The 24387-nt window shown below is 63.4% G+C and carries 19 protein-coding genes and 1 tRNA gene; 6 read left to right on the top strand and 14 right to left on the bottom strand.

Annotated features, from left to right (window positions below; all coding sequences use genetic code 11):
• Window positions 1-156 precede the first annotated feature (156 nt).
• The 3 genes from ICJ04_RS05400 to ICJ04_RS05390 form a co-directional block, all read right to left on the bottom strand.
• Window positions 157-816 carry an Imm8 family immunity protein gene (locus ICJ04_RS05400; protein ID WP_223202990.1) on the bottom strand — a complete coding sequence of 220 codons (660 nt, stop codon included), beginning with the start codon at window positions 814-816 and terminating at the stop codon, window positions 157-159.
• Window positions 817-994: 178 nt separating this feature from the next.
• Window positions 995-1828, bottom strand: a complete 834-nt coding sequence (locus ICJ04_RS05395; protein WP_240008886.1) for an IS3 family transposase — start codon at window positions 1826-1828, stop codon at window positions 995-997.
• An 8-nt stretch (window positions 1829-1836) separates the two neighbouring features.
• Entirely contained in the window at window positions 1837-2001 is a 165-nt protein-coding gene (locus ICJ04_RS05390) for a hypothetical protein (protein ID WP_188327397.1), read from the bottom strand.
• Window positions 2002-2434: 433 nt separating this feature from the next.
• Between ICJ04_RS05390 and ICJ04_RS05385 the strand changes: the two genes are divergently transcribed.
• On the top strand, window positions 2435-3655 hold the full coding sequence (locus ICJ04_RS05385) for a hypothetical protein (RefSeq protein ID WP_188326520.1): 1221 nt from the start codon (window positions 2435-2437) through the stop codon (window positions 3653-3655).
• 324 nt (window positions 3656-3979) lie between these two features.
• A protein-coding gene (locus ICJ04_RS05380) for an IS3 family transposase (protein ID WP_188326519.1) occupies window positions 3980-5142 on the top strand; the annotation gives its coding sequence in 2 pieces (ribosomal slippage) (window positions 3980-4250 and window positions 4250-5142; 1164 coding nt in all).
• Window positions 5143-5817: 675 nt separating this feature from the next.
• On the opposite strand, the gene ICJ04_RS05370 is transcribed toward ICJ04_RS05380, so the two are convergent.
• Window positions 5818-5893, bottom strand: a tRNA-Thr gene (locus ICJ04_RS05370).
• Window positions 5894-6043: 150 nt separating this feature from the next.
• Here ICJ04_RS05370 and ICJ04_RS05365 point away from each other — a divergent pair.
• Entirely contained in the window at window positions 6044-7012 is a 969-nt protein-coding gene (locus ICJ04_RS05365) for a hypothetical protein (RefSeq protein WP_188327206.1), read from the top strand.
• An 84-nt stretch (window positions 7013-7096) separates the two neighbouring features.
• On the opposite strand, the gene ICJ04_RS05360 is transcribed toward ICJ04_RS05365, so the two are convergent.
• From ICJ04_RS05360 to murJ, 7 genes are all read right to left on the bottom strand, one after another.
• A complete protein-coding gene (locus tag ICJ04_RS05360; protein WP_188326517.1) occupies window positions 7097-7981 on the bottom strand; it encodes a hypothetical protein in 885 nt (294 codons plus the stop codon).
• Between the two features lie 403 nt (window positions 7982-8384).
• On the bottom strand, window positions 8385-10268 hold the full coding sequence (locus tag ICJ04_RS05355; RefSeq protein ID WP_188326516.1) for a M61 family metallopeptidase: 1884 nt from the start codon (window positions 10266-10268) through the stop codon (window positions 8385-8387).
• Window positions 10269-10569: 301 nt separating this feature from the next.
• On the bottom strand, window positions 10570-11520 hold the full coding sequence (gene ispH / locus ICJ04_RS05350) for a 4-hydroxy-3-methylbut-2-enyl diphosphate reductase (RefSeq protein ID WP_188326515.1): 951 nt from the start codon (window positions 11518-11520) through the stop codon (window positions 10570-10572).
• A gap of 34 nt (window positions 11521-11554) precedes the next feature.
• Window positions 11555-12073, bottom strand: a complete 519-nt coding sequence (lspA, locus tag ICJ04_RS05345; protein WP_188326514.1) for a signal peptidase II — start codon at window positions 12071-12073, stop codon at window positions 11555-11557.
• Window positions 12073-14904 carry an isoleucine--tRNA ligase gene (gene ileS, locus ICJ04_RS05340; RefSeq protein ID WP_188326513.1) on the bottom strand — a complete coding sequence of 944 codons (2832 nt, stop codon included), beginning with the start codon at window positions 14902-14904 and terminating at the stop codon, window positions 12073-12075. Before ileS ends, lspA begins: the two co-directional genes overlap by 1 nt.
• Window positions 14901-15848, bottom strand: coding sequence for a bifunctional riboflavin kinase/FAD synthetase (locus ICJ04_RS05335; RefSeq protein ID WP_188326512.1), 948 nt, complete (start codon window positions 15846-15848; stop codon window positions 14901-14903). Before ICJ04_RS05335 ends, ileS begins: the two co-directional genes overlap by 4 nt.
• A 75-nt stretch (window positions 15849-15923) precedes the next feature.
• Window positions 15924-17516: a murein biosynthesis integral membrane protein MurJ gene (gene murJ, locus ICJ04_RS05330; RefSeq protein WP_188327205.1), complete on the bottom strand. Its 1593-nt coding sequence runs from the start codon at window positions 17514-17516 to the stop codon at window positions 15924-15926.
• 116 nt (window positions 17517-17632) lie between these two features.
• On the opposite strand from murJ, the gene rpsT reads away from it, so the two are divergent.
• Window positions 17633-17902: a 30S ribosomal protein S20 gene (rpsT, locus tag ICJ04_RS05325; RefSeq protein WP_042614258.1), complete on the top strand. Its 270-nt coding sequence runs from the start codon at window positions 17633-17635 to the stop codon at window positions 17900-17902.
• Between the two features lie 820 nt (window positions 17903-18722).
• Here the strand turns inward: rpsT and cgtA are convergent.
• The 3 genes from cgtA to rplU all read right to left on the bottom strand — a co-directional run bounded on the left by cgtA (window position 18723) and on the right by rplU (window position 20556).
• Window positions 18723-19778 carry an Obg family GTPase CgtA gene (gene cgtA, locus ICJ04_RS05320; RefSeq protein WP_188326511.1) on the bottom strand — a complete coding sequence of 352 codons (1056 nt, stop codon included), beginning with the start codon at window positions 19776-19778 and terminating at the stop codon, window positions 18723-18725.
• A gap of 182 nt (window positions 19779-19960) precedes the next feature.
• Complete coding sequence (gene rpmA, locus ICJ04_RS05315; protein WP_188326510.1) at window positions 19961-20224, bottom strand: 50S ribosomal protein L27; 264 nt, start codon at window positions 20222-20224, stop codon at window positions 19961-19963.
• A gap of 11 nt (window positions 20225-20235) precedes the next feature.
• Complete coding sequence (gene rplU, locus ICJ04_RS05310; protein ID WP_188326509.1) at window positions 20236-20556, bottom strand: 50S ribosomal protein L21; 321 nt, start codon at window positions 20554-20556, stop codon at window positions 20236-20238.
• A gap of 292 nt (window positions 20557-20848) precedes the next feature.
• On the opposite strand from rplU, the gene uvrA reads away from it, so the two are divergent.
• Both uvrA and ICJ04_RS05300 read left to right on the top strand, forming a co-directional pair.
• Window positions 20849-23851 carry an excinuclease ABC subunit UvrA gene (uvrA, locus tag ICJ04_RS05305; protein WP_188326508.1) on the top strand — a complete coding sequence of 1001 codons (3003 nt, stop codon included), beginning with the start codon at window positions 20849-20851 and terminating at the stop codon, window positions 23849-23851.
• Window positions 23851-24258 (top strand): thioesterase family protein, encoded by a 408-nt coding sequence (locus ICJ04_RS05300; protein ID WP_188326507.1) that lies wholly within the window; start codon window positions 23851-23853, stop codon window positions 24256-24258. The genes uvrA and ICJ04_RS05300 overlap by 1 nt, the downstream gene beginning before the upstream one ends.
• The last annotated feature ends 129 nt before the right edge of the window (window positions 24259-24387 follow it).

The raw sequence follows: 24387 nt of genomic DNA, 5'->3' as shown, positions 1-24387 counted from the left end.
GAAGATATTTTGCTGCTGAGGGGTTTCAAACTTGTATGCCGTGTCTCCATTGAAGAACTGGTCCTGCCGATCATCCCGACTGACTGCATCTAAACGTTCAAACAAACGTCACTATCATTTGGGGAATCACGCCAGGAAGCTTTGTAATTACCTACATCACCTTTGATCAACGTCATCTCTTGGAACATAACCTTCAAACTCCCAGTCCATCACTTCAGCCAACCTATGGGCCACCTCATCCCAACTGCCATGCGGCACGGCGGCGCAAACAAGCTCAACTGCTCGTTTAACTGCCTCACAGCTGACATCACTTACAACAAGAAGCTTTGGAAGGATTTGACCTTCTTCGACCATGCGCTCCAGCCACTCGCGGTTACATGCAGTAAAACCAAAAAATTCCGCACCCTTGGCGTCATCTGGACCGATAGATGCCTGAAAGTAGCAACCAAATAAACCAGTTTGACGATACTTATCATATGAAGCATCCCAATCAGCCGAATCGATCCCCATCAACTTTGCTTGAGTCATTTTATTTTCTCGACATCGAGATGCATTGTTGGTCCACCTACCTCCAGGTATGGAGCGATATTCAAAATTGGCCTGAACACCGGTAGAAGCGTGAGCACTGTTGGGTTTGTCTGATGGGAAACGGCATTGGCGCAAACCATCTCGACTAATGAGCGCATTCCCAGAACTAGACTGGCTCGCACCCGATCCAACCCATGCTCGACCCATAACATCAGCTTGCTCAGAAGTCGCATTACCAATCCCGAAATTTCCTTTTCCACGAGCGGCATCGCGAAGCATGCCACTCATCTCAGCCACCCCCTTAGCCCCACCCACCCTCGCCTCTGCCGAAACCATTGCCCTTCCACCGGCGCCAGCACCGATGCCAGCCGACATCGCAATTGCGGTATACAAGACAACATCTTCCGCGCTGTGCGGCTGACTTAGTTCAGTTGCATGATCTAGACCCCCAATCATGGACACGGGGTTAAGCTATATTTTCAAGCTCGAACTGATCCGGGCTGACGTAGCCCAAGGTCGAGTGCAGGCGTGATCGATTGTAGTAGACCTCGATGTAGTCAAACACCTCGGCTTTGGCTTGCTCGCGTGTGGCGAAGCGCTCGCCGTGGATGGCCTCAACTTTCAGGCTGTGGTTCCAGCTCTCCATCGCGGCGTTGTCATAGCAGTTGCCCTTGGCGCTCATGCTGGGCACCAAGCCGTAGGTCTCCAGCAAGCTCCGATGCTCTTTCGAGCAGTACTGCGAGCCGCGGTCGCTATGTACGATCACACCACGTGGGAACTTGCGCCGGAAAAGAGCCATCAGCAGGGCGTCGCACACCAGCGTCGCGGTCATGCGACTGTCCATCGCCCAACCTACGACTTTGCGGGAGTAAAGGTCCAGCACCACAGCCAAGTACATCCAGCCCTCGTCGGTCTGAATATAGGTGATGTCGCTGACCCAGGCCTGGTTTGGCCGCTCGGTGCGGAAGTTCTGATTGAGCAGGTTTTCAGCCACCGGAAGATTGTGCCGAGAGTTGGTCGTTGCCTTGTATCGACGTGCTGCCTTGGCGCGCAGACCTTGCCGGTGCAGACTTTCGGCGACCTGACGGCGCCCTCGGCGGAGCCTTCGACTCAACCGCTGCGCGCCTTCACGGCGTCTGGCTGTCACGAATGCATCCTGCACTTGGACATCCAGTTCTGACTGCCGCTGTGCTCTGGCCGAGGGCTTGCGGCGATGCCATGCGTGGAAGCCGGTTCGGGAAATCGCAAGCACACGACACATCAGAGCTACCGGGTGCTCACCAACGTGCTCAGCGATCACGGCGCACTTCACTTGGAACCCTTGGCGAAGTGCGCCGCCACTTTTTTTAGGAAGTCGTTCTCTTCGGACAACCGCGCCACTTCGCGCTTGAGCTTGGCCAGGTCCGCCTGGGCCGTGCGTTGCTCCTCGCTGAGCGAATCCCTCTCCTGCTTCTTGGTCGTCTTCTTGATCATCTGGGCACCTTCAAGTTGTGATATCAAATCACTTAACCGGGTGTCCATGAAACAGGGGCTGGATCACCCTACGTGACCTGCACGGGCCAAGCCGGGTGCACGCCAAACGGCGGGTATGGGAGCCAGCAGGGGTTGCCTTCGTGCACGGAGAGCAACGTGGGCCAAGCCACTTCCTACCGTTGGTATCGGCAACTCTACAACCCAGCACGAGTGGACTACCAGGACTTCAGTCTGAGGTGCAGTGGCCCTCCGAGATGACCGCGCTTCCCCTTATCCGCGTGGTCGAACGCCTATTTACTCAGTCGCTCGGTTATACGGAGCAGCTGTAGTATGCGAGGCGGGTCACTGAACCTGCTGGGCTTGACTGATAGCCTGCTTTCTCCCCGCGTATCGCATGGCGCTGGGATCAACCTACAGGGACACGGAGACCCTTATGAAATGGAAGCTTCTCGGTTGTTCATTCTTGTTTTGCCTGTCGACGAACGCTTGGGCACAGGTGCCCGATCCGGACTCCGAACTAGGCGAGGAGATGCAAACGTTGGTGAAGACTTATGTGACCGAGCATCCTGAAGTAGCCATCGACGACGTGATCACCCGACTCGCAGTTCAGACCGAAATACTGCAGCCGATGGAGGACCTTGAACAGGAATTTGCAGGAAGATTCACCGCAATATCTATTCAGCAGGAGCCGGATCAACACATCCTTCTCGAACTGAAGGGCTCAGAGCCCGTGAACAGCAGGGTTCTAAAAACAGCCAGCGGCACCACCCGCGTCGTTATTGAGACCGGCCGCAAGCATAACGAAGAAGAGTTTTACGCCATTGTAGACAAGCATCGAGACCTACTGTATAGCGCAATACCCGGCATCGTGGGCACGATGGGGCTGCCCGGTGAAGACCTGCTTGTGATCCACATTACGGGTGATGAGGCAAAGACTGAGGAACTCAAGACGACCCTTAAAAAACTTGAACGCGTCTTAGGCATTTCTCTCTCCCTCAGGCCTAACATGTCCAGGTCGTTGAACATGGAGTACATCAACGGCGGCGCGGTGCTTCAGAACAACAACTCTTTTTGCACCTCAGGATTTCCCGTCAAGCATACCGCGACGGGTCGGAAAGGAATTACGACCGCTGCCCATTGCCCTGACGATCTGATTTACGGCAACTACGGCTACCCCACCAAGTTCTCCACGCCGCTGACCTACGTCGATGGCATCAACGATGCCAGTCATGACGTTCAATGGCATACGGTCGGCGCCCATACACCACTTAGGAGCGTGTATGCAACCTCAACCTCGGACTACAACAAGCGCTCGATCATGTACATGTGGACAGGTGCACAAGTGGGGCAAGAACTCTGTTTCCGAGGCGTCCGAACGGGGTGGAGTTGCGGCAAGGTAGTCAGCATCGGGTGGGATCCTGGCATCTCGTGCGGACCCGGCCAGGCTCTTCCGTGTGCGAACACTTGGATACGCGTCCAGGGTCCAGCGCTCGCATGCGCGCCGGGAGACAGCGGTGCCGCAGTAGTCCGAGGGAACAACGGACATGGCATCGTTTCCAAGGCGGATTCCAACGGCGTCCTCGCGGGCGAATGCGACGGCATTACCATAATGCCTTGGGGCGCGATCAAAGAGCTTGGCCTCACGTCAGGCTGAACACTTGCACAGCATGGGGGTGGCTGAGTCGGCGCCCCTTCTGCGGAACGTTGATCAACCACACGCCTCGCAGAGCAGCTTGACGGTTGCGTCCATTTCTGACGAGAGCTGCATCGGGCAGCCCGGGTGTGCGCCCAACGGCTGGCCTGCGTGCTGAAAGGGCTGCCTCCGTGCACGGAGAGCAACGTGGGCCAAGCCATCGCCCACCGTTGGTATCGGCAGTTCTACAAGCCCAGCCGGGTGGACTACCACGAGTTCTGATCCAGCCCCTGTTTCATGGACACCCGGTTAAGTGATTTGATATCACAACTTGAAGGTGCCCAGATGATCAAGAAGACGACCAAGAAGAGTGCTCAGAAGCCCGCGCCGCCGACGACCCGTAAACGCTATGGCGAGGAGTTCAAGGTGCAGGCGCTGGAGCGTGCTCGGCGCGATGGTGTAGCCCAGGCTGCGCAGGACCTCGGCCTGCAGGCTCAGCAGCTCTACACGTGGCGAGCCCGCGCACAGGAGAGGGATTCGCTCAGCGAGGAGCAACGCACGGCCCAGGCGGACCTGGCCAAGCTCAAGCGCGAAGTGGCGCGGTTGTCCGAAGAGAACGACTTCCTAAAAAAAGTGGCGGCGCACTTCGCCAAGGGTTCCAAGTGAAGTGCGCCGTGATCGCTGAGCACGTTGGTGAGCACCCGGTATCTCTGATGTGTCGTGTGCTTGCGATTTCCCGAACCGGCTTCCACGCATGGCATCGCCGCAAGCCCTCGGCCAGAGCACAGCGGCAGTCAGAACTGGATGTCCAAGTGCAGGATGCATTCGTGACAGCCAGACGCCGTGAAGGCGCGCAGCGGTTGAGTCGAAGGCTCCGCCGAGGGCGCCGTCAGGTCGCCGAAAGTCTGCACCGGCAAGGTCTGCGCGCCAAGGCAGCACGTCGATACAAGGCAACGACCAACTCTCGGCACAATCTTCCGTTGGCTGAAAACCTGCTCAATCAGAACTTCCGCACCGAGCGGCCAAACCAGGCCTGGGTCAGCGACATCACCTATATTCAGACCGACGAGGGCTGGATGTACTTGGCTGTGGTGCTGGACCTTTACTCCCGCAAAGTCGTAGGTTGGGCGATGGACAGTCGCATGACCGCGACGCTGGTGTGCGACGCCCTGCTGATGGCTCTTTTCCGGCGCAAGTTCCCACGTGGTGTGATCGTACATAGCGACCGCGGCTCGCAGTACTGCTCGAAAGAGCATCGGAGCTTGCTGGAGACCTACGGCTTGGTGCCCAGCATGAGCGCCAAGGGCAACTGCTATGACAACGCCGCGATGGAGAGCTGGAACCACAGCCTGAAAGTTGAGGCCATCCACGGCGAGCGCTTCGCCACACGCGAGCAAGCCAAAGCCGAGGTGTTTGACTACATCGAGGTCTACTACAATCGATCACGCCTGCACTCGACCTTGGGCTACGTCAGCCCGGATCAGTTCGAGCTTGAAAATATAGCTTAACCCCGTGTCCATGATTGGGGGTCTAGATCACAGATTTGTTTAGATGCCGCCACAGCACCACTATCTTTCGTGCTCATTGATCTTTCCTATCCGGCCTTGATGGATGGCGTTCTCCGGAATATGGGATATTTTCCACGCTGTGCACCCGTCGCCTCTCTTTCCCGCAGACTGCCAGCTTAAATGCTGGGTGTCATGGTGAGGCCCAGGACTGGGATGTGGTCCATCGTATCCAATCTTCGCCCCACCCTCCCCCTTGAACTCCACAGCTTTACCGGTCTTCTCATCAACCTTTGAGAAGGCAACCTTGATGGGGTCATTCATCCCAGCGCTCTCAAACGCACCACGTCTCGCGGAGTCGAGCCTGTCTCCCGCTTTTTCTGCCGTACGTGCACCTTCAACAGCCCTCTCAAGTCCTCTAGCTGCCTTGATCGCTGTACCTGCGCCATCGGGCACGAAGGGTACAGCCGTAGCCGTTGCATCAATGGCTACGCCAACTGAGTCGAAAATGCCCGCGCCTTTTGCGCTAAGGGCCAACGAAGCCAGACCAGACCTTGGTGGCGGTCTCGACAGGTGCTCGCGTCAAGCGGACCTGCAGTTACCGGCCAGCGGCCGGCACTACCACCAAGCGAGCCGCAAACAAAAAGCCCCGACCAAGGCCGGGGCTTTTCGTAGAACTGGTGCCGGAAATAGGAATCGAACCTACGACCTACGCATTACGAATGCGCCGCTCTACCAACTGAGCTATTCCGGCTGAGCTGGCAATTCTAAAGCGTGTCCGGAAAGCGGTCAATGCGCGCGTGCTCATCCTGCCCAATCCGCAAGATGGCCCCAAAGCCAATCCCGACAAGGGCCTGACACCCCTGTAGTACCCTGCCCTCCCCTGTACTCCCCTCACATGGCCGTGAAAAATCCACTCTGGTTCTGGGGCGCTTTCCTACTGTTCTTCGCGCTGATGTTCGCCATCGGCTTGCCGGTGATGATGTATGCGCAGGCCAGCTACCCCGTCCCGCTGGAAAGCCGCTCTCCGCCCGGGTGGGCGATGACACTCCTGGTGGCGTCCCTCAGCCTGTGGCTGGTCCTGCTCTACGTCTATGTGGACACGCTGGTGCTCGCCGGGGTGCGCGCTGTGCGCCGGATGCGCGACATCCTGGCCTACGGTGAGCCCCGCAACGCACGCATCGAGCAGGTGGTTTCCTTGCCCGGCACCGTCGACGGCTTCCCGCAGCTGCGGTTGCGCCTGGCATTCGAGAATCTGTCCGGCACGCCCATTACCGATGAGCTCGTGCTGGTGGACAGTAAGCCGATGCAGCAGCGCTACGAGGTCGGCCGCACGTTGCCTGCCCGGCTCAGCCGCTCGCCCGGCGCCTATCCCAATATGTCGCTGGAAGGTGGCGCGCCGGAGATCAACCACGGCACATTGTGGCTGCGCGCGGCGATCGGCGTGTTCTTCATGGCACTGGTCGCGAGCGCGTACGGCGTGGCGTGGCACCTGCAGAACGACGGCTTGGGCTGGACATTTTTCAGCTTGGGGCATCCGCTGCTGATCAGTCCGCTGGTGCTGTGCGCGTTCGTTGTCGGCGTACGTTTGTTGTTGCGTCGGCTGCAGGCCGATGCGGCCGGCAACGCATTGAAGTATCGGGGCGTGGGTACGGTGGCAAGCATCGCGGAGGTGCGGCAGACCGGCGCGTTCTTCAATGAGCAGCCGCAGGTGGAGTTCCAGCTGGGTTTCACTGATGTGGCGGGTCGAGCGCAACGCGCGGTGATTCGACGCTATGTGCCGTTGATTGGCCTGGCCAGGATTCCGCGGGAGACGATGGATATCCTTTACGACCCCGAGGATCCGCAGCGTGTGCAGGCGGTGGGGTGGTGAATCGGTGGGCGGCGGCGGGGTTTTAGCGGTCAGGATCCGGCTCGCCGCGCATGGCTTGGCGATGCAAGGGTGCGGGGCCTTCGCCTATAGGGAGCAACATCGTTTGTAGATTGCATCGGCTTGATCGGCTGCCTTCCGCTGCTGCTCCGGGGCCAGTGCCCGCCGTTCGCGCGCCAGCGTGGTTTCGTCGATGTACCGCGGATCGAGGCGGCTGAGGACTTGGCGATAAGCGTGCACGGCGACTGGATCGCGGGCGACGTTGAAGCCGTTGTCGTAAACACTCGCCAGTGCAGAAAGTGCGTCGACGTTGCCGCCGTCGGCGAGGGAGTGCAGATAGCGGAGCGAGGTCTCCCTCCACGCCTGCAGTTCATCATCGCGCCCGGTCAAGGTCGATGCGGGCCCGATCACCGCTTCGATGTCGATGCTGTAGAGCAACTGCGCCTCTACCGAGCCCTGTTCCGCTGCACGCGCCAGCCACGGCGCGTCGTAAAGCGTGGGATCCTGGCTCAATGCCGAGCACTCGCCCAGACCGATCTCCAGTCTGCTCAGGTGATTGGGATCGGGACGCATGCCCGCGCGTTGCAGGGCCTGCCAGGCTTCCTCCGGATTGCCGTTGATCAGGTTTCTGCAGTCCCGCACGATCAATTCAATTTCGTAGCTGGCCAAGCCCTCGCCTGCATCTGATTGCCGCTTCAGCGCCAGCACCTGCTGCCGTGCATCGCCGGGGGCTCGCCATGCCGTCTCCCGCTGGATGCTGTAGGCCTTCAGGCCCACTGCCATTCGCATGGACGGATCGTAGGCCGGAAATCGGGCTGCTTGCAGGTGCTGGGTCGTTGCGGGCGACGGCACTGGGCTGGGCCGGGCTGGCGCATTGCTGAAGGCGGCTGCCTGAGGGCTTGATTGTGGCCTTACGTCATCCGAGTTTCCACGCCACAGCCAGAGCGTTGTAGCGATGGCGGCTACGAGCACTACGCATCCTGCGATTCCTGCCTTCCTTTGCATTTGGTGCCTCGCTCCTGCGGGTGGATCAGCTTCAAGCGCAACCGGGTTGCGGCAGCCCTCATGTGTGCCGAAGGAACGTAGCGCGTGGTTGTGAGTGGCGCAAGGTGCGGTCCTGATGTAGATGGCCGGTGCCGGTGTCGCTGGGCATCGGAGTATCTGAGGGCAGTACCGTCGGCGTTCGGGATGGGGGGAAGGCTTCCGCCGAGCATGGCTCGGCGCTACCGGGTGTGCGCACGGGGCCGCGTGAGGTCGACGTGCCGGGCGCAGGTGCGTTCAGGGCACGCGGAGCCGCGGGTGCGGGGGTGCGTGCCTCGCGCCGGCATTTCCGGCGCGGGGGTTGGGGCGCGGGATCAACAAGTAGGGCGCCGGATCAGCGGGCCTTCCAGAGCGCAGCCAGCCCATCGCGGGTGCCGGGGATGCGCTCCAGCGCCGGGTACAGCGCGCCGCCGTGGTAATCGATGCTGATCGGCATCACGCGATCAAAGTTCTTCACCAGCAGGGTGATCGGTGCCTTCTGATCCTTGGATCCGGCCACCGCGTCCTTCAGTCGCTCGCTTTTGTACTCGCGCCCGTTTACTGCGATCACGGTCATGCCCGGGGCCAAGCCTGCGTTGAACGCGGGGCTGTCCCACACCACATCGCCGACCACGCCGGCATCGGTGACGGTGGCGCCGATGGAATACGTCAGCAGCGCGGCCTTGGCGCGGGTTTCCTGTGCTTTGAAGGCGTCGTTCGGCGTATCGCGGTAGACGAGTTTCCAGCCGGCCATTTCCAAGCCGCCAATCAACGATCCATGCCCGTCCAGGCGCTCGCGCAGGAAGCTCGCCCAGTCATTGGGGGCGATGCCGTTGAGCGTGGCCACCACGTCATTGAAGGTGTACGGGTTGACGTCCCAGTTGCCGTTGTCCATGCCGAAGAACGCCTTGGCGAAGTCGTCCAGGCCGCGCTTGCCGCCGCTCAGCGCACGCAGCTTGCCGTCTACTTCCAGCCATAGCATCTGACCGCCGGAGTAGTAGTCCTCGCTCATCTGGTAATTGCGGTAGGCCAGTGTGCGGCGCTGTGCGATGGTCGGATCGTTGGTGGTGTCCTGCAAGGGGCGCCACGCCAATCCGGGACGACCCCGATCAAACGTCGCCGCCACGTTGGCCAGCATGTCGCGCGCCTGGTCGGTGCTCCACAAACCGGAGCGCGCCGCCAGCACCTGGCCCCAGAACTGCGTCTGCCCTTCGTACACCCACAGCAGGCTGTCGCCCATCGGGGTATTGAAGTCGGCGGTTGCCAGGTCTGCACCGCGGCGGTATTTGCCGTTCCACGAGTGGTTGTATTCGTGCGGCAGCAGATCACGTGCCCACCAATTCTTGTCCCACTCGGTGAAGTAGCCGACGTCGGCGCTGTTTTCGCTGGAGCGGTGATGTTCCAGCCCGATGCCGCCAAGCTTGTCGGTCAGCGCCAGCAGGAACTCGTAATGGTTGAAGTGGCGCGCACCGTAGAGTTTGTCCATCTGCTGGACCAGGGCGCGGTGTGCGTTGAGCTGCTTTTCGCTGGCGTTGAGTGACTTGGCGTCGTCAGCGAAGACGTTGAGATGCACCGGCTGCTTCGCGCCGGGATCCAGATCAAAGCGCTGGAAGTGCGCGCCGGCATACAGCGGTGAGTCCACCAGATGGTCGTAGCTGATCGGCTTGAACACTACGGTATCGCCGTCGCGGCGCTCGGTGTCCAGCGCGGTGGCGTAGGACCAACCCGGCGGCAGGGTGACGGTGGTCTGCGCCTGCAGGCCTTGGATGTTCACGCCTGCGGGATACAGCGAGTTCGCGTTCCACTGCAGGTTGAGCATTTCCGGCGTCATCACGACGCGGCCCTGACTGCCGCCCTGCGATGACAGGTAATTGAAGTGAGCAACGACTTCACTGGCGCCTGCGGGCACGTCAACCTTGAACGCGTAGACGTTGTACTGGTCACGCTGCCATTTCAGTGGCTGCCCGTTGGCGGTGATCTGCAGGCCGGCGAGCTTGTCGATGGGGCCGCTGGGCGAATGGTTGCCGGGCAGCCACTGCGGGTACAGCAGCGTCAGCGGGCCGGGCTTGGCCGGAACGGTGGCGGTGACCTTGAAGATGCGCCGGTCCAGGTCGCGTGCGTCGACGTCGATGCGCAGCATGCCGGGGGCGGCGATGGGGGCCGCGGGCGCAGGCTGGGCAAAGGCGGGCGTGGCCGCCAGGGAAAGCAGGACGGACAGGGCCAGCGCACGGGGTGTCATGGGGCGGTTCCAGCAGGCGGGGATGCTTGATGCTAGGCCTGTGGGCGTGCCCTGCCCCATGGCCAAAGGTCATGGATGGGCGGGTGGCCGGATTGGGCAAAGTGGGTGCGTAAGAAGGACGTCAGCGGTAGCGCCGAGCCGTGCTCGGCGAGCGCGGTGCGCGGTGGGGCGTGAAGGGCGAAAGCGACGGCAAAAGCGCCGCTGCGCTCGCCGACCATGGGTCGGCGCTACCGAAGAGCATCGCCCGGTGGCGGATTACGTCGCGCGTTATGGGGTCACGTCCGGCGGTGGCGGACGTGGGTCAGTCGACCAGGCGCAGGCGCAGTTCTTTCGGCAGGGCGAAGACCATCGATTCGGGTTCGCCGTCCAGTTCGCCGATGCCGTCGGCACCCAGTTCGCGCAGGCGGGCGAGCACGCCGTCCACCAGCACCTGCGGGGCGGACGCGCCGGCGGTGACGCCGATGTGCTGCTTGCCGAGCACCCACGCCGGGTCGATCTCGTGTGCGCCGTCGATCAGGTACGACTCCACGCCTTCGCGACGGGCCAGCTCGCTCAGCCGGTTGGAGTTGGAGCTGTTCGGCGAGCCCACCACCAGCACCAGGTCGCAGCGCTTGGCCAGGTCGCGCACGGCGTCCTGGCGGTTCTGCGTGGCGTAGCAGATGTCGTCGTTCTTCGGGCCCTGCATGGCCGGGAATTTGGCGCGCAGGGCCTCGATGATGCCGCGCGTGTCATCCACCGACAGCGTGGTCTGGGTGGTATAGGCAAAATTTTCCGGCTGGTCCAGCACCAGGGTGGACACCTGCTCCACGTCTTCCACCAGATAGATCTGGCCGGTGCCGGCTTCACGGTTCCATTGGCCCATGGTGCCTTCCACTTCCGGGTGACCGGCGTGGCCGATCAGCACCACGTCACGGCCGGCACGGCAGTGGCGGGCCACTTCGAAGTGCACCTTGGTCACCAGCGGGCAGGTGGCATCGAAGACCTTCAGCCCGCGACGGTCCGCCTCGGCACGCACGGCCTGGGACACACCGTGCGCACTGAAGATCACCGTGTTGTTGTCCGGCACTTCGTCCAGTTCCTCGACGAAGATGGCGCCACGGCTTTTCAGATCGTCCACGACGAAACGGTTGTGCACCACTTCGTGGCGCACGTAGATGGGCGCGCCGAGCGTTTCGATCGCGCGCTTGACGATCTCGATCGCGCGATCGACACCTGCACAGAAACCACGCGGATTGGCGAGCAGAACATCCATCTATCAACGTCTCCCGGCGTCAGCCGGCTGGGGGTTACGGGGTCGTATTATCCGCTTTTTTGCTCGGCTTGCCCTCGAACAGGCCGAACACTGCGATACCGATGGCGCCGACCACGATCGCCGCATCGGCGATATTGAACGACGGCCAGTAATGGTCACCGACGTACCACTGGATGAAATCCACCACGTGGCCATGCACCTGGCGATCGATGACGTTGCCGATGGCCCCGCCGATCACCAGCGCGAACGGCAGTGCGCTGCGCCAGTTGCTGCGGGCGGTGCCATACAGCCACCACGCCATCAGGCCGCTGATGGCGATCGCCAGCACGGTGAAGAAGTACTTCTGCCAGCCACCGGCGTCGCTGAGGAAGCTGAACGCCGCGCCGGTGTTGTAGGTGCGGAACCAGTTCCAGAAGCCATCGATGACCGGCACCGCCTGGTACTCGGGCAGGCTGGACAGCACCCAGGCCTTGCTCCACTGGTCCAGCACGATGACCACCGCCGACAGCAGCAGCCAGATGAGCGCGTTCGGGCGCGGACGGACGGCGGTCATCAGAACCACCGCCGATCTTCGCCGGCACCGTCGATGTTGTCGGCACAGCGGCCGCAGATCTCCGGATGCTCGGGCACGCTGCCCACGTCGCTGCGGAAGTGCCAGCAGCGTGCGCATTTGGTCTTGCTGGTCGGCTGCGCACTGACGAACACTTCGTCGGTGGTGGCCGGGCGCACCTGCACGTCACCGCTGATCAGCAGGAAGCGCAGTTCCTCGGCCAGCGGCTGCCAGCGCGCGGCCTGCTCTTCACTGGCGGCGACGGTGATTTCCGCTTCCAGCGCGGCACCGATGGCGCCGTTGGCACGCATCGGTTCCAGCACCTTGGACACCTGCTCGCGCAGGGCCAACAGCTGGTCGAAATCGGCAGCGGTCAGCTCGGCATCGGCCGGCAACGGGGCCAGCCCTTCGTACCAGGTATCGAACAGCACGTGTGCGCTGCGCTTGCCCGGCAGATAGCCCCACAGCTCGTCGGAGGTGAAGGTCAGTATCGGTGCCACCCAGCGGGTGAACGCTTCGGCGATGTGATACATCGCGCTCTGCGCCGAACGACGGCCGCGCGAGTCTTCCGCCATGGTGTACAGGCGGTCCTTGGTCACGTCCAGATACAACGAGCCCAGGTCCACGCTGCAGAAGTTCAGCAGCAGCTGGACGATCTCGGCCATGTCGTAGCGCTCGTAGGCCGCCTTGATCTTCTCCTGCAGCTCGAACGCGCGATGCACGATCCAGCGGTCCAGGGCGACCATGTCGTTCAGCGGGCGCAGATGCACGGCCGGATCGAAACCGTCCAGGTTCGCCAGCAGGAAGCGCGCAGTGTTGCGCAGGCGGCGATACGCATCGGCGTTGCGCTTGAGGATTTCCTGCGACAGCGACATTTCGTTGCTGTAGTCGGCCGATGCGATCCACAGGCGCAGGATGTCCGCGCCCAGGTTCTTCATGATGTCCTGCGGCTCGATGCCGTTGCCCAGCGACTTGGACATCTTGCGGCCGTGCTCGTCCACGGTGAAGCCATGGGTCAGGCACTGCTTGTACGGTGCGTGCCGATCGATGGCGACGCCGGTCAGCAGCGAGGACTGGAACCAGCCGCGGTGCTGGTCGGAGCCTTCCAGGTACAGGTCAGCCGGCTTGCCGAAGCCACGTGCCAGCAACACGCCTTCGTGGGTGACGCCGGAGTCGAACCAGACATCCAGGATGTCGGTGACCTTCTCGTAATCGGCCGCTTCAGCGCCCAGCAGTTCGGCGGCATCCAGCGAATACCACACGTCGATGCCTTCGGCCTGCACGCGGTCGGCGACGGCCTGCATCAGCTCGACACTGCGCGGATGCATCTCACCGGTGATGCGGTGGGTGAACAGGGCGATCGGCACGCCCCAGGTACGCTGGCGGCTGATGCACCAGTCCGGGCGACCGTCGACCATGCTCTGGATGCGCGCCTTGCCCCAGGCCGGGAACCAGCCCACGTTGTCGATGGCGGTCAGCGCATCCTCGCGCAGCCGCGCCTTCTCCATGGAGATGAACCACTGCGGCGTCGCGCGGAACACCACCGGCTTCTTGTGGCGCCAGCAATGCGGGTAGCTGTGGGTGATCTCGGCGAACGCCAGCAGCGCGCCGGACGCGCGCAGCACGTCGATGATCAGCGGCTGCGCCTTCCACAGGTGCACGCCGGCCAGCACGACATCGCCCGCCGGTGGGGTCGATGGCAGGTAAACGCCCGCACCGTCGATCGGAGTGATTTCACCGGCGTGGTAGCGATCCAGCAGGCCGTACTGCTGGCATACCGCGTAATCCTCCTGGCCGTGGCCGGGGGCGGTATGCACTGCACCAGTGCCGTCTTCGTCGGACACGTGCTCGCCGTTGAGCAGCGGGATATCGCGCTCGGCATAGAACGGGTGGGCCAGCAGCAGGTTTTCCAGCGCCGCGCCGTTGGCATGGCCGTGGCTTACCACGTCCTGCACGCCGTAACGCGCCAGCGAACGACCCGCCAACGCGGTGGCCAGAACCAGCCAGCGACGGCCGCCGTTGTGGGCCGGACCTTCGACGAGCGAATACTCGATGGCCGCACCCAGCGACACGGCCAGCGAGGCCGGCAGGGTCCACGGGGTGGTGGTCCAGATCGGCACCGCCACTTCCACGCCTTCGCGCAGCTCCACGCCGAACACCGCGGCCAGCGCCTTGGAATCACGCGCCGTATAGGCCACGTCCACCGTCGGCGAGACCTTGTCCTGGTACTCGATTTCCGCCTCGGCCAGTGCCGAGCCGCAGTCGAAGCACCAGTGCACCGGCTTGGCACCGCGCATCACGTGGCCGTTGGCCACGATCTTGGACAGGGCGCGGATCTCGTTGGCTTCGAACTCGAAGCTCAGCGTCTTGTACGGGTTGTCCCAGTCGCCGGTCACGCCCAGGCGCTTGAAGTCGGCGCGCTGGATCTCGATCTGCTCTTCGGCGAACTCGCGGCACTTCTGCCGGAATTCGACGGCGTCGAGCTTCACACCGACCTTGCCCCACTTCTTTTCGACCGCGATCTCGATCGGCAGGCCGTGGCAGTCCCAGCCGGGTACGTAGGGCGCATCGAAGCCGGCCAGGTAGCGCGACTTGACGATGATGTCCTTCAGGATCTTGTTGACCGCATGGCCCAGATGGATGCGGCCGTTGGCATACGGCGGACCGTCATGCAGCACGAACAGCGGGCGGCCGGCGGCGTTCTCGCGCAGCTGCGCGTAGAGCCCCTGCTCTTCCCAGCGCGCCAGAATGCCCGGCTCGCGCTTGGGCAGGTCGCCGCGCATCGGGAATTCGGTGGCCGGCAGATGGAGGGTGGCTTTGTAATCCTGGCTCACGCAGTGGCTCGCAATCTATGTTCGGAAAGGAGGGCGCGCGCCTGCTCGGCGTCGCGGTGCATCTGGTCGGTCAGTGCCGCCAGATCATTGAACTTCACTTCGTCGCGCAGCTTGGCCACGAACTCGACGTTGATATGCCGACCGTACAGGTCGCCCTGGAAATCGAAAAGGTGTGCTTCCAGCAGCGGCTCCACGCCGTCCACGGTGGGACGGGTGCCGAAGCTGGAGACCGACGGCCACGGCTGCTCGAACACGCCGTGCACCAGGGTGGCATAGATGCCCGAAAGTGCAGGCGTTTTCGGGTACCGCAGGTTGGCCGTGGGATAGCCCAGCGTGCGGCCCAGTTGGCGGCCGCGCACGACCCGCCCACTGATGGCATAGGGCCGGCCGAGCAGGTCGGCAGCGTGGCCGAACTCACCGGCCAACAGCAACTGGCGGATGCGGGTGCTGGAAATGCGCTCACCGCGCAGGTCCACCGCTTCGATCTCATTGGCCTGGAAACCGAGCGTGGCCCCCATCTCCTGCAGCAGCGCCAGGTTGCCGCGACGGCGGTTGCCGAACTGGAACTCCGGCCCGATCCACACCTCACGCGCCGACAACCGCTGCACCAGCAGCCGCTGCACGAAGTCTTCGGCCTGCATGGCGGCCATGGCGGCATCGAAACGCAGCAGGCCGACCGCATCCACGCCCAGCTCGCGCAGCATCTGCACCTTTCCGCGCGCCAGCGTGAGTCGCGGCAGCGGCGTGCCCTGGGCGAAGAACTCGCGCGGTAGCGGCTCGAAGGTCACGGCCACGGCGGCAACGCCCAGCGCACGCGCACGGGCGACGGCGTGGCGCACCAGCGCCCGGTGGCCCAGATGCAGGCCGTCGAAGGCACCGATGCAGACCACGCTTCCGTGCGGGAACAACGCCCCGCCCTCAACGCTTCGAAACAAGCTGGTCATCAACTCCGCTCGCGGCCGACACCGGCCGCTGGATCCTTTGTGGTAACCATGAAGTATAGCCGCCGTGGCCGCCGATCAATGCCCGCGCAGGTCGCGCGGTCGCAGACCCAGCGCCAGCTGCATCACCAGATAGGTCGCCCCGCCCGCCCCGACCAGCAGCGACAGCGCGCCGATCCGCTGCCACAGGCCCATCGGCGAGAACGCCGGCAGCCAGTACAGCAGGGCCAGCAGCACGCCCACCATGGCCGCACAGGAAACGCCCAGCCGGACCAGGAAGCGTGCCCAGCCCGGACGGCGCTCGTACACGTCGGTCTTGCCCAGCCAGTACCAGAGCAGCCCCAGATTCAGGTAGCTGGACAGCGCACTGGCAATGCCCAGCGCCAGATGCAGGCCCGGCTGCTGCCCCAGCGCCTGCATCACTCCTTGGGCGCGCAGCTCCTGCGGCACCATCACGTGGTACAGCACCGCCAACAGGGCGAAGTTGAACACCATGTTGGCCACCAGCGCGGCGATGCCGGCGCGTACCGGGGTGCGCGTGTCCTGCCGCGCATAGAAGGCCGGCAGCACGATCTTCAGCAGCGCGAAGGCTGGCAGGCCGAAGCTGAGGCCGTACACCGCCAGTGCGGTCATGCGGGTGTCGAAGGCGGTGAACTCACCGTGCTGGAAGATGGTGGCGATCAGCGGCTCGGCCAGCAGCAGCAGGCCCAGCATGGCCGGAATGGAGATCAGCAGGGTCATGCGCAGGCCCCAGTCCAGCGCATTGGAGAACCCCGCGCGGTCGGTGCCGACATGGTGCCGTGCCAGTGCCGGCAGGATCACCGTCCCCAGCGCCACGCCGAACACGCCCAGCGGCAGCTCCAGGAAGCGGTCCGCCAGCGACAGCCAGGACTGCGAGCCATCGGTCAGCTTGGCCGCGATGACGGTGTCCAGCAGCAGGTTGATCTGCGCCACCGACGAGCCGAACAACGTCGGAATCATCAGCGTCATCACCTTGCGCACGCCGGGATGGCGCCAGCCCCAGCGCGGCAGCGTGAGCAGGTTGATGCCCTTCAGCGAGGGCAACTGGAACAGCAGCTGCAGCAGGCCGGCCACCAGCACCGACCAGCCCAGCGCGAGGATCGGCACGTCCATGCGTGGGGCCAGCCACAGGGCGCCGACGATCATGCACAGGTTGAGGATGACCGGGGTCAGTGCCGGCATCGCGAACTTCTGGAAGCTGTTGAGCGCCCCGCCCGCCAGCGCGGTCAGCGAAACGAAGAACAGGAACGGAAACGTCAGCCGGAACAGGTCCACCAGCAGGCCTTGTTTGGCCGGATCGGTATCGGCGCCACTGGCGAACAGGCTGGCCAACTGCGGCGCGAAGATCAGCGCCAGCGCGGTCACCACCATCAACACGCCAGCGAGCGTGCCAGCCACCCGGGCCATCAGATCGCGCAGCTCTTCGTGGCTGCGGGTTTCTTTCACCTCGGTGAACACCGGCACGAATGCGGTGGCGAATGAGCCCTCGGCGAACAACCGGCGGAGGAAATTAGGTACCCTGAAGGCGACCCAGAATGCGTCCGTCGTGGCGTTCGTACCAAAAGTCGTGGTGATGACGGTGTCCCGAACGAGCCCCAACACCCGCGAAACCATTGTCATGCTGCTGAACGACAGCAGGCCCCGCAGCATCTTGGGTGAACTCACTCAAACATCCTCTTGACAATCGACTTGACGTACATTTCTCGAGTCATCATACTAGCTAGCTTGCTGTTCCCATAACACCGATTTTTCAGGAAACCACCACCGTGGCCAATATCAAGTCCGCCAAGAAGCGCGCCAAGCAGACCGTCGTGCGCAACGCGCGCAACGTGGCTCAGCGCTCGATGCTGCGCACCGCTGTCAAGAAAGTGATCAAGGCTCTGGATAACAACGATGCAGCCGGCGCCGAAGCCGCTTTCACCGTTGCCCAGCCGATCCTCGATCGTTTCAGCGCGCGTGGTCTGATCCACAAGAACAAGGCAGCTCGTCACAAGAGCCGCCTGACCGCCCGCATCAAGGCCCTCAAGGCCGCCTGATCCGGCGAAGCTACCTGCACCCTCAGGGTGTGGGTTGCTGCTTGAAACCCGGCTTCGGCCGGGTTTTTTGTTGCCTGTGATTTGGCAGCGAACGGCGAAGCCCCTCGTGGTGGGTCGCGTAAAGCGTCGGGTTCCCGGGTTGGGGCCGGGCGGTGGGGCTGGGCGGGGGACGGCAAAAACTGCGTCCTTGCGGGCCTCGTTTCGTGCCATCCATGGCACTCAACGCCCCCACCCAGCCCCACCGCCCGGCCCTGCCGGAATTCTGCGGCGGCCCACCACGGAAAAGAAAAAGAAAAGCAGGTCGGTAACGCCGACCCATGGTCGGCGGAATGTTCCCGCCAACGGCCCGCTGCGCTCGCCGACCATGGGTCGGCGCTACCGCTTTTCATTCTTTCTTACGTGGCGGGACGCGCGCGCCGACGCTGACTCAGAGGCTCTCTCCCCCCGACGGGTCAAGGGAGCCTGCGGTAGCGCCGACCCATGGTCGGCGGAATGTCTCCGCCAACGGCCCGCTGCGCTCGCCGACCATGGGTCGGCGCTACCGCTTTTCATTTTTCATTACGTGGCGGGCCGCGCGCGGACTGTCAGGGCCGGGCGGGAGGGGTTGGTGGGGGCGTTGAGCGCCATGGATGGCGCGAAACGAGCGCTACATGGACGTACTTGTGCGCGTCCCCCACCAACCCCTCCCGCCCGGCCCCAACCCAGCAATCCGGCGTTTCGCGCGACCCACCACGAGGGGCTCCGCCGTTCGCTGCCAACCAACAGCCAACAAAAAACCCGGCCGAAGCCGGGCTTTTCGCGTCCAACCAAACGAAGACGATTACTCGCCAGCCGCGTGACGCGCCTGCTGCTCGTCTTCCTTCTGGCGATCAAAGAACGCCATGATCTTGCTCATCACCGGGAACGTACCCTCGCGACCCAGCGCCGACACCAGGAACCACGGCTCCTTCCAGCCCAGATCCGCAATGATCTGCTCGGCCGCGGCCTTGGCCTCGTCCTCGAACATCAGGTCGGCCTTGTTCAGCACCAGCCAGCGCGGCTTCTGCAGCAGCTCCGGATCGTGACGTTCCAGCTCGCGCTCGATCGCACGCACCTGCTCCACCGGCGAGATTTCCACCCCGCCTTCCATCGGCGAAATGTCCACCAGATGCAGCAACAGACGAGTGCGCTGCAGGTGGCGCAGGAACTGCGCACCCAAGCCTGCACCGTCAGCCGCACCTTCGATCAGGCCCGGGATATCGGCGATCACGAAGCTGCGGTAGTTCTCCACCTTCACCACACCCAGGTTCGGGTACAGCGTGGTGAACGGGTAATCGGCCACCTTCGGCGTTGCCGCCGACACCGCGCGGATCAGCGTGCTCTTGCCGGCATTGGGGAAGCCCAGCAGACCGACGTCGGCCAGCAGCTTCAGCTCCAGCTTCAACGAACGCTCTTCGCCCGGCTCGCCCGGCAGCGCCTGGCGCGGCGAGCGGTTGGTCGAGCTCTTGAAATGCATGTTGCCCAGGCCGCCACGGCCGCCCTTGGCCACCAGCAGGCGATCGCCGTGCGTGGTCATGTCACCGATCACTTCGTCGGTGGCCACGTTGGTCACCGTCGTGCCGATCGGCACGGTGATGATCAGGTCTTCGCCGCCCTTGCCATAGGCCTGGCGGCCCATGCCGTTCTCGCCGCGCTGCGCCTTGAAGATGCGGTCATGGCGGAAATCGACCAGGGTGTTCAGGTTTTCGTCGGCGCGGATCCACACGCTGCCACCGCCGCCGCCATCGCCACCATCGGGGCCACCGAGCGGGATGAACTTCTCGCGACGGAAGCCGATACAGCCATTGCCGCCGTTGCCGGCGAACACTTCAATTTCTGCTTCGTCTACCAGTTTCATTTTTCGATGCCTACGATGGGCGCGGCAGCCTGCCGTCGCCTTGGGATTCTAGCGCGCCGGCGCAGCCGGAGCACGGCCACCTGGGCGGTGGGCCGGGTACTTCATTCAACGAAAAACCCCGCCGAAGCGGGGCTCTTCTGCAGCGAACCCATGACCAGCATGGGCTGCCAGCCAGGCCTGGATCAGGCTTCGACCGACACCACGCTGACGGTACGACGCTTGTTCGGACCCTTGACCGAGAACTCCACCTTGCCGTTCACCAGGGCGAACAGGGTGTGGTCACGGCCGAGGCCGACGCCGGTACCCGGATGGAACTGGGTGCCGCGCTGACGCACGATGATGTTGCCAGCGTCGATGGCCTGGCCACCGAAGATCTTCACGCCGAGGTATTTCGGGTTGGAGTCGCGACCGTTGCGCGAAGAGCCTACGCCTTTTTTATGTGCCATGACCTATCTCCTTACTTGCTGCTGCCACCGGCAACGCCGGTGATCTCGATTTCGGTGTAGTACTGACGGTGACCCTGGCGCTTCATGTGGTGCTTACGACGACGGAACTTGATGATCCGGATCTTGTCGGCACGACCCTGGGACAGGACGGTGGCAGTGACCGAAGCGCCGCTCAGGGCGTCGCCGATCTTGATGCCATCGCTGTCGCCGAGCAGCAGGATGTTGTCAAACTTGATCTCGCTGCCGACTTCGACTTCGAGCTTTTCCACGCGGAGCTTTTCGCCCTGCGCGACGCGGTATTGCTTACCGCCGGTGACCAGTACTGCGTACATGACCAGACTTCCTTTGTAGTTATTGTGGTCTATTGGCTGTTGCCATCGAGGGCAAACAGGAGCGGAATTGTACGCGAGCCCCCTGCCCCGGTCAACCCAGCCCCACGCCACGCAAACGCAGGCGGCACAAGGCCTTCATCACCCTGACTGGCAATCTCATCCCATGCGACTGGCGGCTGGCATTGTCGCCCATTGCCCCCATCTGGTCTGCTCGGTAGGCTGCTTGATTGCCGTCCCCGACGCCCTTCCTGCTGGCCGGGCCCCAGCCCAAGTCCCCACTACCGGATCCCCCATGGCGATGGATTTCATCCGCATCCGCGGCGCGCGGACGCACAACCTCAAGAACATCGATCTCGATCTGCCGCGTGACAAGCTGATCGTGATCACCGGCCTGTCCGGCTCGGGCAAGTCCTCGTTGGCGTTCGATACGATCTACGCCGAGGGCCAGCGCCGTTACGTCGAATCCCTGTCGGCCTATGCCCGCCAGTTCCTCAGCGTGATGGAAAAGCCGGACCTGGACCACATCGAAGGCCTGTCCCCCGCCATCTCGATCGAACAGAAGTCGACCTCGCACAATCCGCGTTCGACCGTCGGCACCATCACCGAAATCTACGATTACCTGCGACTGCTGTACGCGCGCGTCGGCACCCCGCGCTGCCCGGACCACGGCTACCCGCTGGAAGCACAGACCGTCAGCCAGATGGTCGACCACGTGCTGACGCTGGATCCGGAACAGCGCTACATGCTGCTGGCGCCGGTGATCCGCGACCGCAAGGGCGAGCATGCGCAGGTCTTCGACCAGCTGCGTGCGCAGGGCTACGTCCGCGTGCGCGTGGACGGCGTGCTGTACGAGGTGGACGAAGTGCCGCCGCTGGCGCTGCGCCAGAAGCACACCATCGAGGCGGTGATCGACCGGTTCCGCCCGCGCGATGACATCAAGCAGCGCCTGGCCGAAAGCTTTGAAACCGCACTGAAGCTCGGTGACGGCATGGTGTCGGTGCAGTCGCTGGACGCAGCCGATGCGGCGCCCGCGCTGTTCTCGTCCAAGTACTCGTGCCCGGTCTGCGATTACTCGCTGCCCGAGCTGGAGCCCCGCCTGTTCTCGTTCAATGCCCCCATGGGCGCCTGCCCCGGCTGCGATGGCCTGGGCATGGCCGAGTTCTTCGATCCGTCCCGCGTGGTCGTGCACCCGGAGCTGCCGCTGTCGGCCGGCGCCGTGCGCGGCTGGGACCGTCGCAACGCGTACTACTTCCAGCTGATCGCCTCGCTGGCCAAGCACTACAAGTTCGATGTGGATGCGGCCTGGAACACGCTGCCGGCCAACGTGCAGAAGGCCGTGCTGTACGGCAGCGGCGATGAGACCATCAGCTTCACCTACTTCACCGAGGCGGGCGGGCGCACCCAGCGCAAGCACCGCTTCGAGGGCATCATTCCCAACCTGGAACGCCGCTACAAGGAAACCGAATCGTCGGCGGTGCAGGAAGAACTGGGCAAGTACATCAGCGAGCAGAGCTGCCCGGAGTGCAAGGGCGCCCGCCTGAACCGTGCCGCGCGCAACGTGTTCGTGGCCGACCGTCCGCTGCCGGACCTGGTGGTGATGCCGATCGACGAGGCGCTGACGTTCTTCAACACGCTGAGCCTGCCGGGCTGGCGTGGCGAGATCGCCAGCAAGATCGTCAAGGAAATCGGTGAACGCCTCGGCTTCTTGGTGGACGTGGGCCTGGATTACCTGAGTCTGGAACGCAAGGCCGATACCCTGTCCGGTGGTGAGGCCCAGCGCATCCGCCTGGCGTCGCAGATCGGCGCGGGACTGGTCGGTGTGATGTACGTGCTGGATGAGCCGTCCATCGGCCTGCACCAGCGCGACAACGAACGCCTGCTTGGCACCCTCACCCGCCTGCGTGACCTGGGCAACACGGTGATCGTGGTGGAGCATGACGAAGATGCGATCCGTCTGGCCGACTACGTGCTGGACATCGGTCCGGGCGCGGGCGTGCACGGTGGCGAGATCGTCGGCCAGGGCACCCTGCAGGACATCCTGGATTCGCCCCGTTCGTTGACCGGCCAGTACCTGTCAGGCAAGCGCGGGATCGAGATCCCGGCACGCCGGCACAAGCCGAATCCGAAGACGACCCTGCACCTGCGCGGCGCCAGCGGCAACAACCTGAAGAACGTCGACCTGGCGATTCCGGCGGGCCTGATGACCTGCATCACCGGCGTGTCCGGCTCGGGCAAGTCCACGCTGATCAACGACACGCTGTTCTCGCTGGCCGCCAACGAGATCAACGGCGCATCGCACGACATCGCTCCGTACAAGGAAATCGACGGGCTGGACCTGTTCGACAAAGTCGTGGACATCGACCAGTCGCCGATCGGCCGCACCCCGCGCTCGAATCCGGCCACGTACACCGGTCTGTTCACGCCCCTGCGCGAGCTGTACGCGCAGGTACCCGAATCGCGTGCGCGCGGTTACTCGCCGGGCCGCTTCAGCTTCAACGTGCGCGGTGGCCGCTGCGAAGCCTGCCAGGGCGATGGCCTGATCAAGGTCGAAATGCACTTCCTGCCGGACGTGTACGTGCCGTGCGATGTCTGCCATGGCAAGCGCTACAACCGCGAGACGCTGGAGATCCTGTACAAGGGCTACAACATCAACGACGTGCTGCAGATGACCGTCGAAGATGCGCTGAAGCTGTTCGAGCCGGTGCCGAGCATCGCGCGCAAGCTGGAAACCCTGGTCGACGTGGGCCTGAGCTATATCAAGCTGGGGCAGAGCGCGACCACGCTGTCCGGTGGTGAAGCACAGCGCGTGAAGCTGTCCAAGGAACTGTCGCGCCGCGATACCGGGCGCACGCTGTACATCCTGGATGAGCCGACCACCGGTCTGCATTTCCACGACATCGAAGCGCTGCTGGGCGTGCTGCACAAGCTGCGCGACGAAGGCAACACGGTGGTGGTGATCGAGCACAATCTGGATGTCATCAAGACCGCCGACTGGATCGTCGATCTCGGCCCGGAAGGCGGCCACCGCGGTGGCACGATCCTGGTCACCGGCACGCCGGAAGACGTGGCAGCCTGCCCGACCTCGTACACCGGCCAGTTCCTGGCGAAGATGCTGCCTTCGATCAGCGCGCGTCCGGACAAGCCGGCCGCCGTGGCGAACAAGCCGGATGCCCGCCCGCCGCGCAAGGTGAAGCCGGAACCGAAGAAGAAAGCTGCCGCCGCCAAGAGCACCGGCACCACGACCAAGTCCGCCGCGACCAAGACCCCCGCGACGCGCAAGAAGAAGGACGCCTGATGAGCAACGAGCACAAGATCCTCGCCCGCATACCGATCAGCGTGCGCTGGCGCGACATGGACAGCATGGGCCACGTCAACAACGCCAAGTACATCTCGTACCTGGAAGAAGCGCGCGTGCGCTGGATGCTGGGCGTGGAAGGCGTGGCGATGACCGACCGCATCGCGCCGGTGGTGGCCGCCACCAACGTCAACTACCGGCTGCCGCTCGTGTGGCCGAACGACATCCTGGTGGAACTGTTCGTGGAGCGGCTGGGCAACAGCAGCGTCACCATCGGCCATCGCATCGTCGACCAGCAGGACGAAACCCGCCTGTACTCGGATGGCAACGTGGTGGTGGTGTGGATGGATACGCAGACCGGCAAGAGCGCGCCATTACCGGATGCAGTGCGCAACGCCTCGACCTGAGCGACCGCTTGTTCTGCACGTAGACCCTGCCGCTGCGCTCGCCGAGCGTGGCTGGGCGCTACAGACACCACCCCGGTAGCGCCGAGCCGTGCTCGGCGGCTTCTGCACGTAGACCTTGCCGCTGCGCTC

The sequence above is a fragment of the Stenotrophomonas sp. 169 genome (genome assembly GCF_014621775.1).
Taxonomy (GTDB): domain Bacteria; phylum Pseudomonadota; class Gammaproteobacteria; order Xanthomonadales; family Xanthomonadaceae; genus Stenotrophomonas.
This window is presented reverse-complemented; position numbering and strand designations above follow the sequence as displayed.

What these genes read in the sequence shown, in the direction of transcription:
- ICJ04_RS05400 (WP_223202990.1), bottom strand. Translation starts at nt 816, where the DNA reads ATGAGTGGCATGCTTCGCGATGCCGCTCGTGGAAAAGGAAATTTCGGG.
- ICJ04_RS05390 (WP_188327397.1), bottom strand. Translation starts at nt 2,001, where the DNA reads ATGATCAAGAAGACGACCAAGAAGCAGGAGAGGGATTCGCTCAGCGAG.
- ICJ04_RS05385 (WP_188326520.1), top strand. Translation starts at nt 2,435, where the DNA reads ATGAAATGGAAGCTTCTCGGTTGTTCATTCTTGTTTTGCCTGTCGACG.
- ICJ04_RS05355 (WP_188326516.1), bottom strand. Translation starts at nt 10,268, where the DNA reads ATGACACCCCGTGCGCTGGCCCTGTCCGTCCTGCTTTCCCTGGCGGCC.
- ispH (WP_188326515.1), bottom strand. Translation starts at nt 11,520, where the DNA reads ATGGATGTTCTGCTCGCCAATCCGCGTGGTTTCTGTGCAGGTGTCGAT.
- lspA (WP_188326514.1), bottom strand. Translation starts at nt 12,073, where the DNA reads ATGACCGCCGTCCGTCCGCGCCCGAACGCGCTCATCTGGCTGCTGCTG.
- ICJ04_RS05335 (WP_188326512.1), bottom strand. Translation starts at nt 15,848, where the DNA reads ATGACCAGCTTGTTTCGAAGCGTTGAGGGCGGGGCGTTGTTCCCGCAC.
- murJ (WP_188327205.1), bottom strand. Translation starts at nt 17,516, where the DNA reads ATGCTGCGGGGCCTGCTGTCGTTCAGCAGCATGACAATGGTTTCGCGG.
- cgtA (WP_188326511.1), bottom strand. Translation starts at nt 19,778, where the DNA reads ATGAAACTGGTAGACGAAGCAGAAATTGAAGTGTTCGCCGGCAACGGC.
- rpmA (WP_188326510.1), bottom strand. Translation starts at nt 20,224, where the DNA reads ATGGCACATAAAAAAGGCGTAGGCTCTTCGCGCAACGGTCGCGACTCC.
- rplU (WP_188326509.1), bottom strand. Translation starts at nt 20,556, where the DNA reads ATGTACGCAGTACTGGTCACCGGCGGTAAGCAATACCGCGTCGCGCAG.
- uvrA (WP_188326508.1), top strand. Translation starts at nt 20,849, where the DNA reads ATGGCGATGGATTTCATCCGCATCCGCGGCGCGCGGACGCACAACCTC.
- ICJ04_RS05300 (WP_188326507.1), top strand. Translation starts at nt 23,851, where the DNA reads ATGAGCAACGAGCACAAGATCCTCGCCCGCATACCGATCAGCGTGCGC.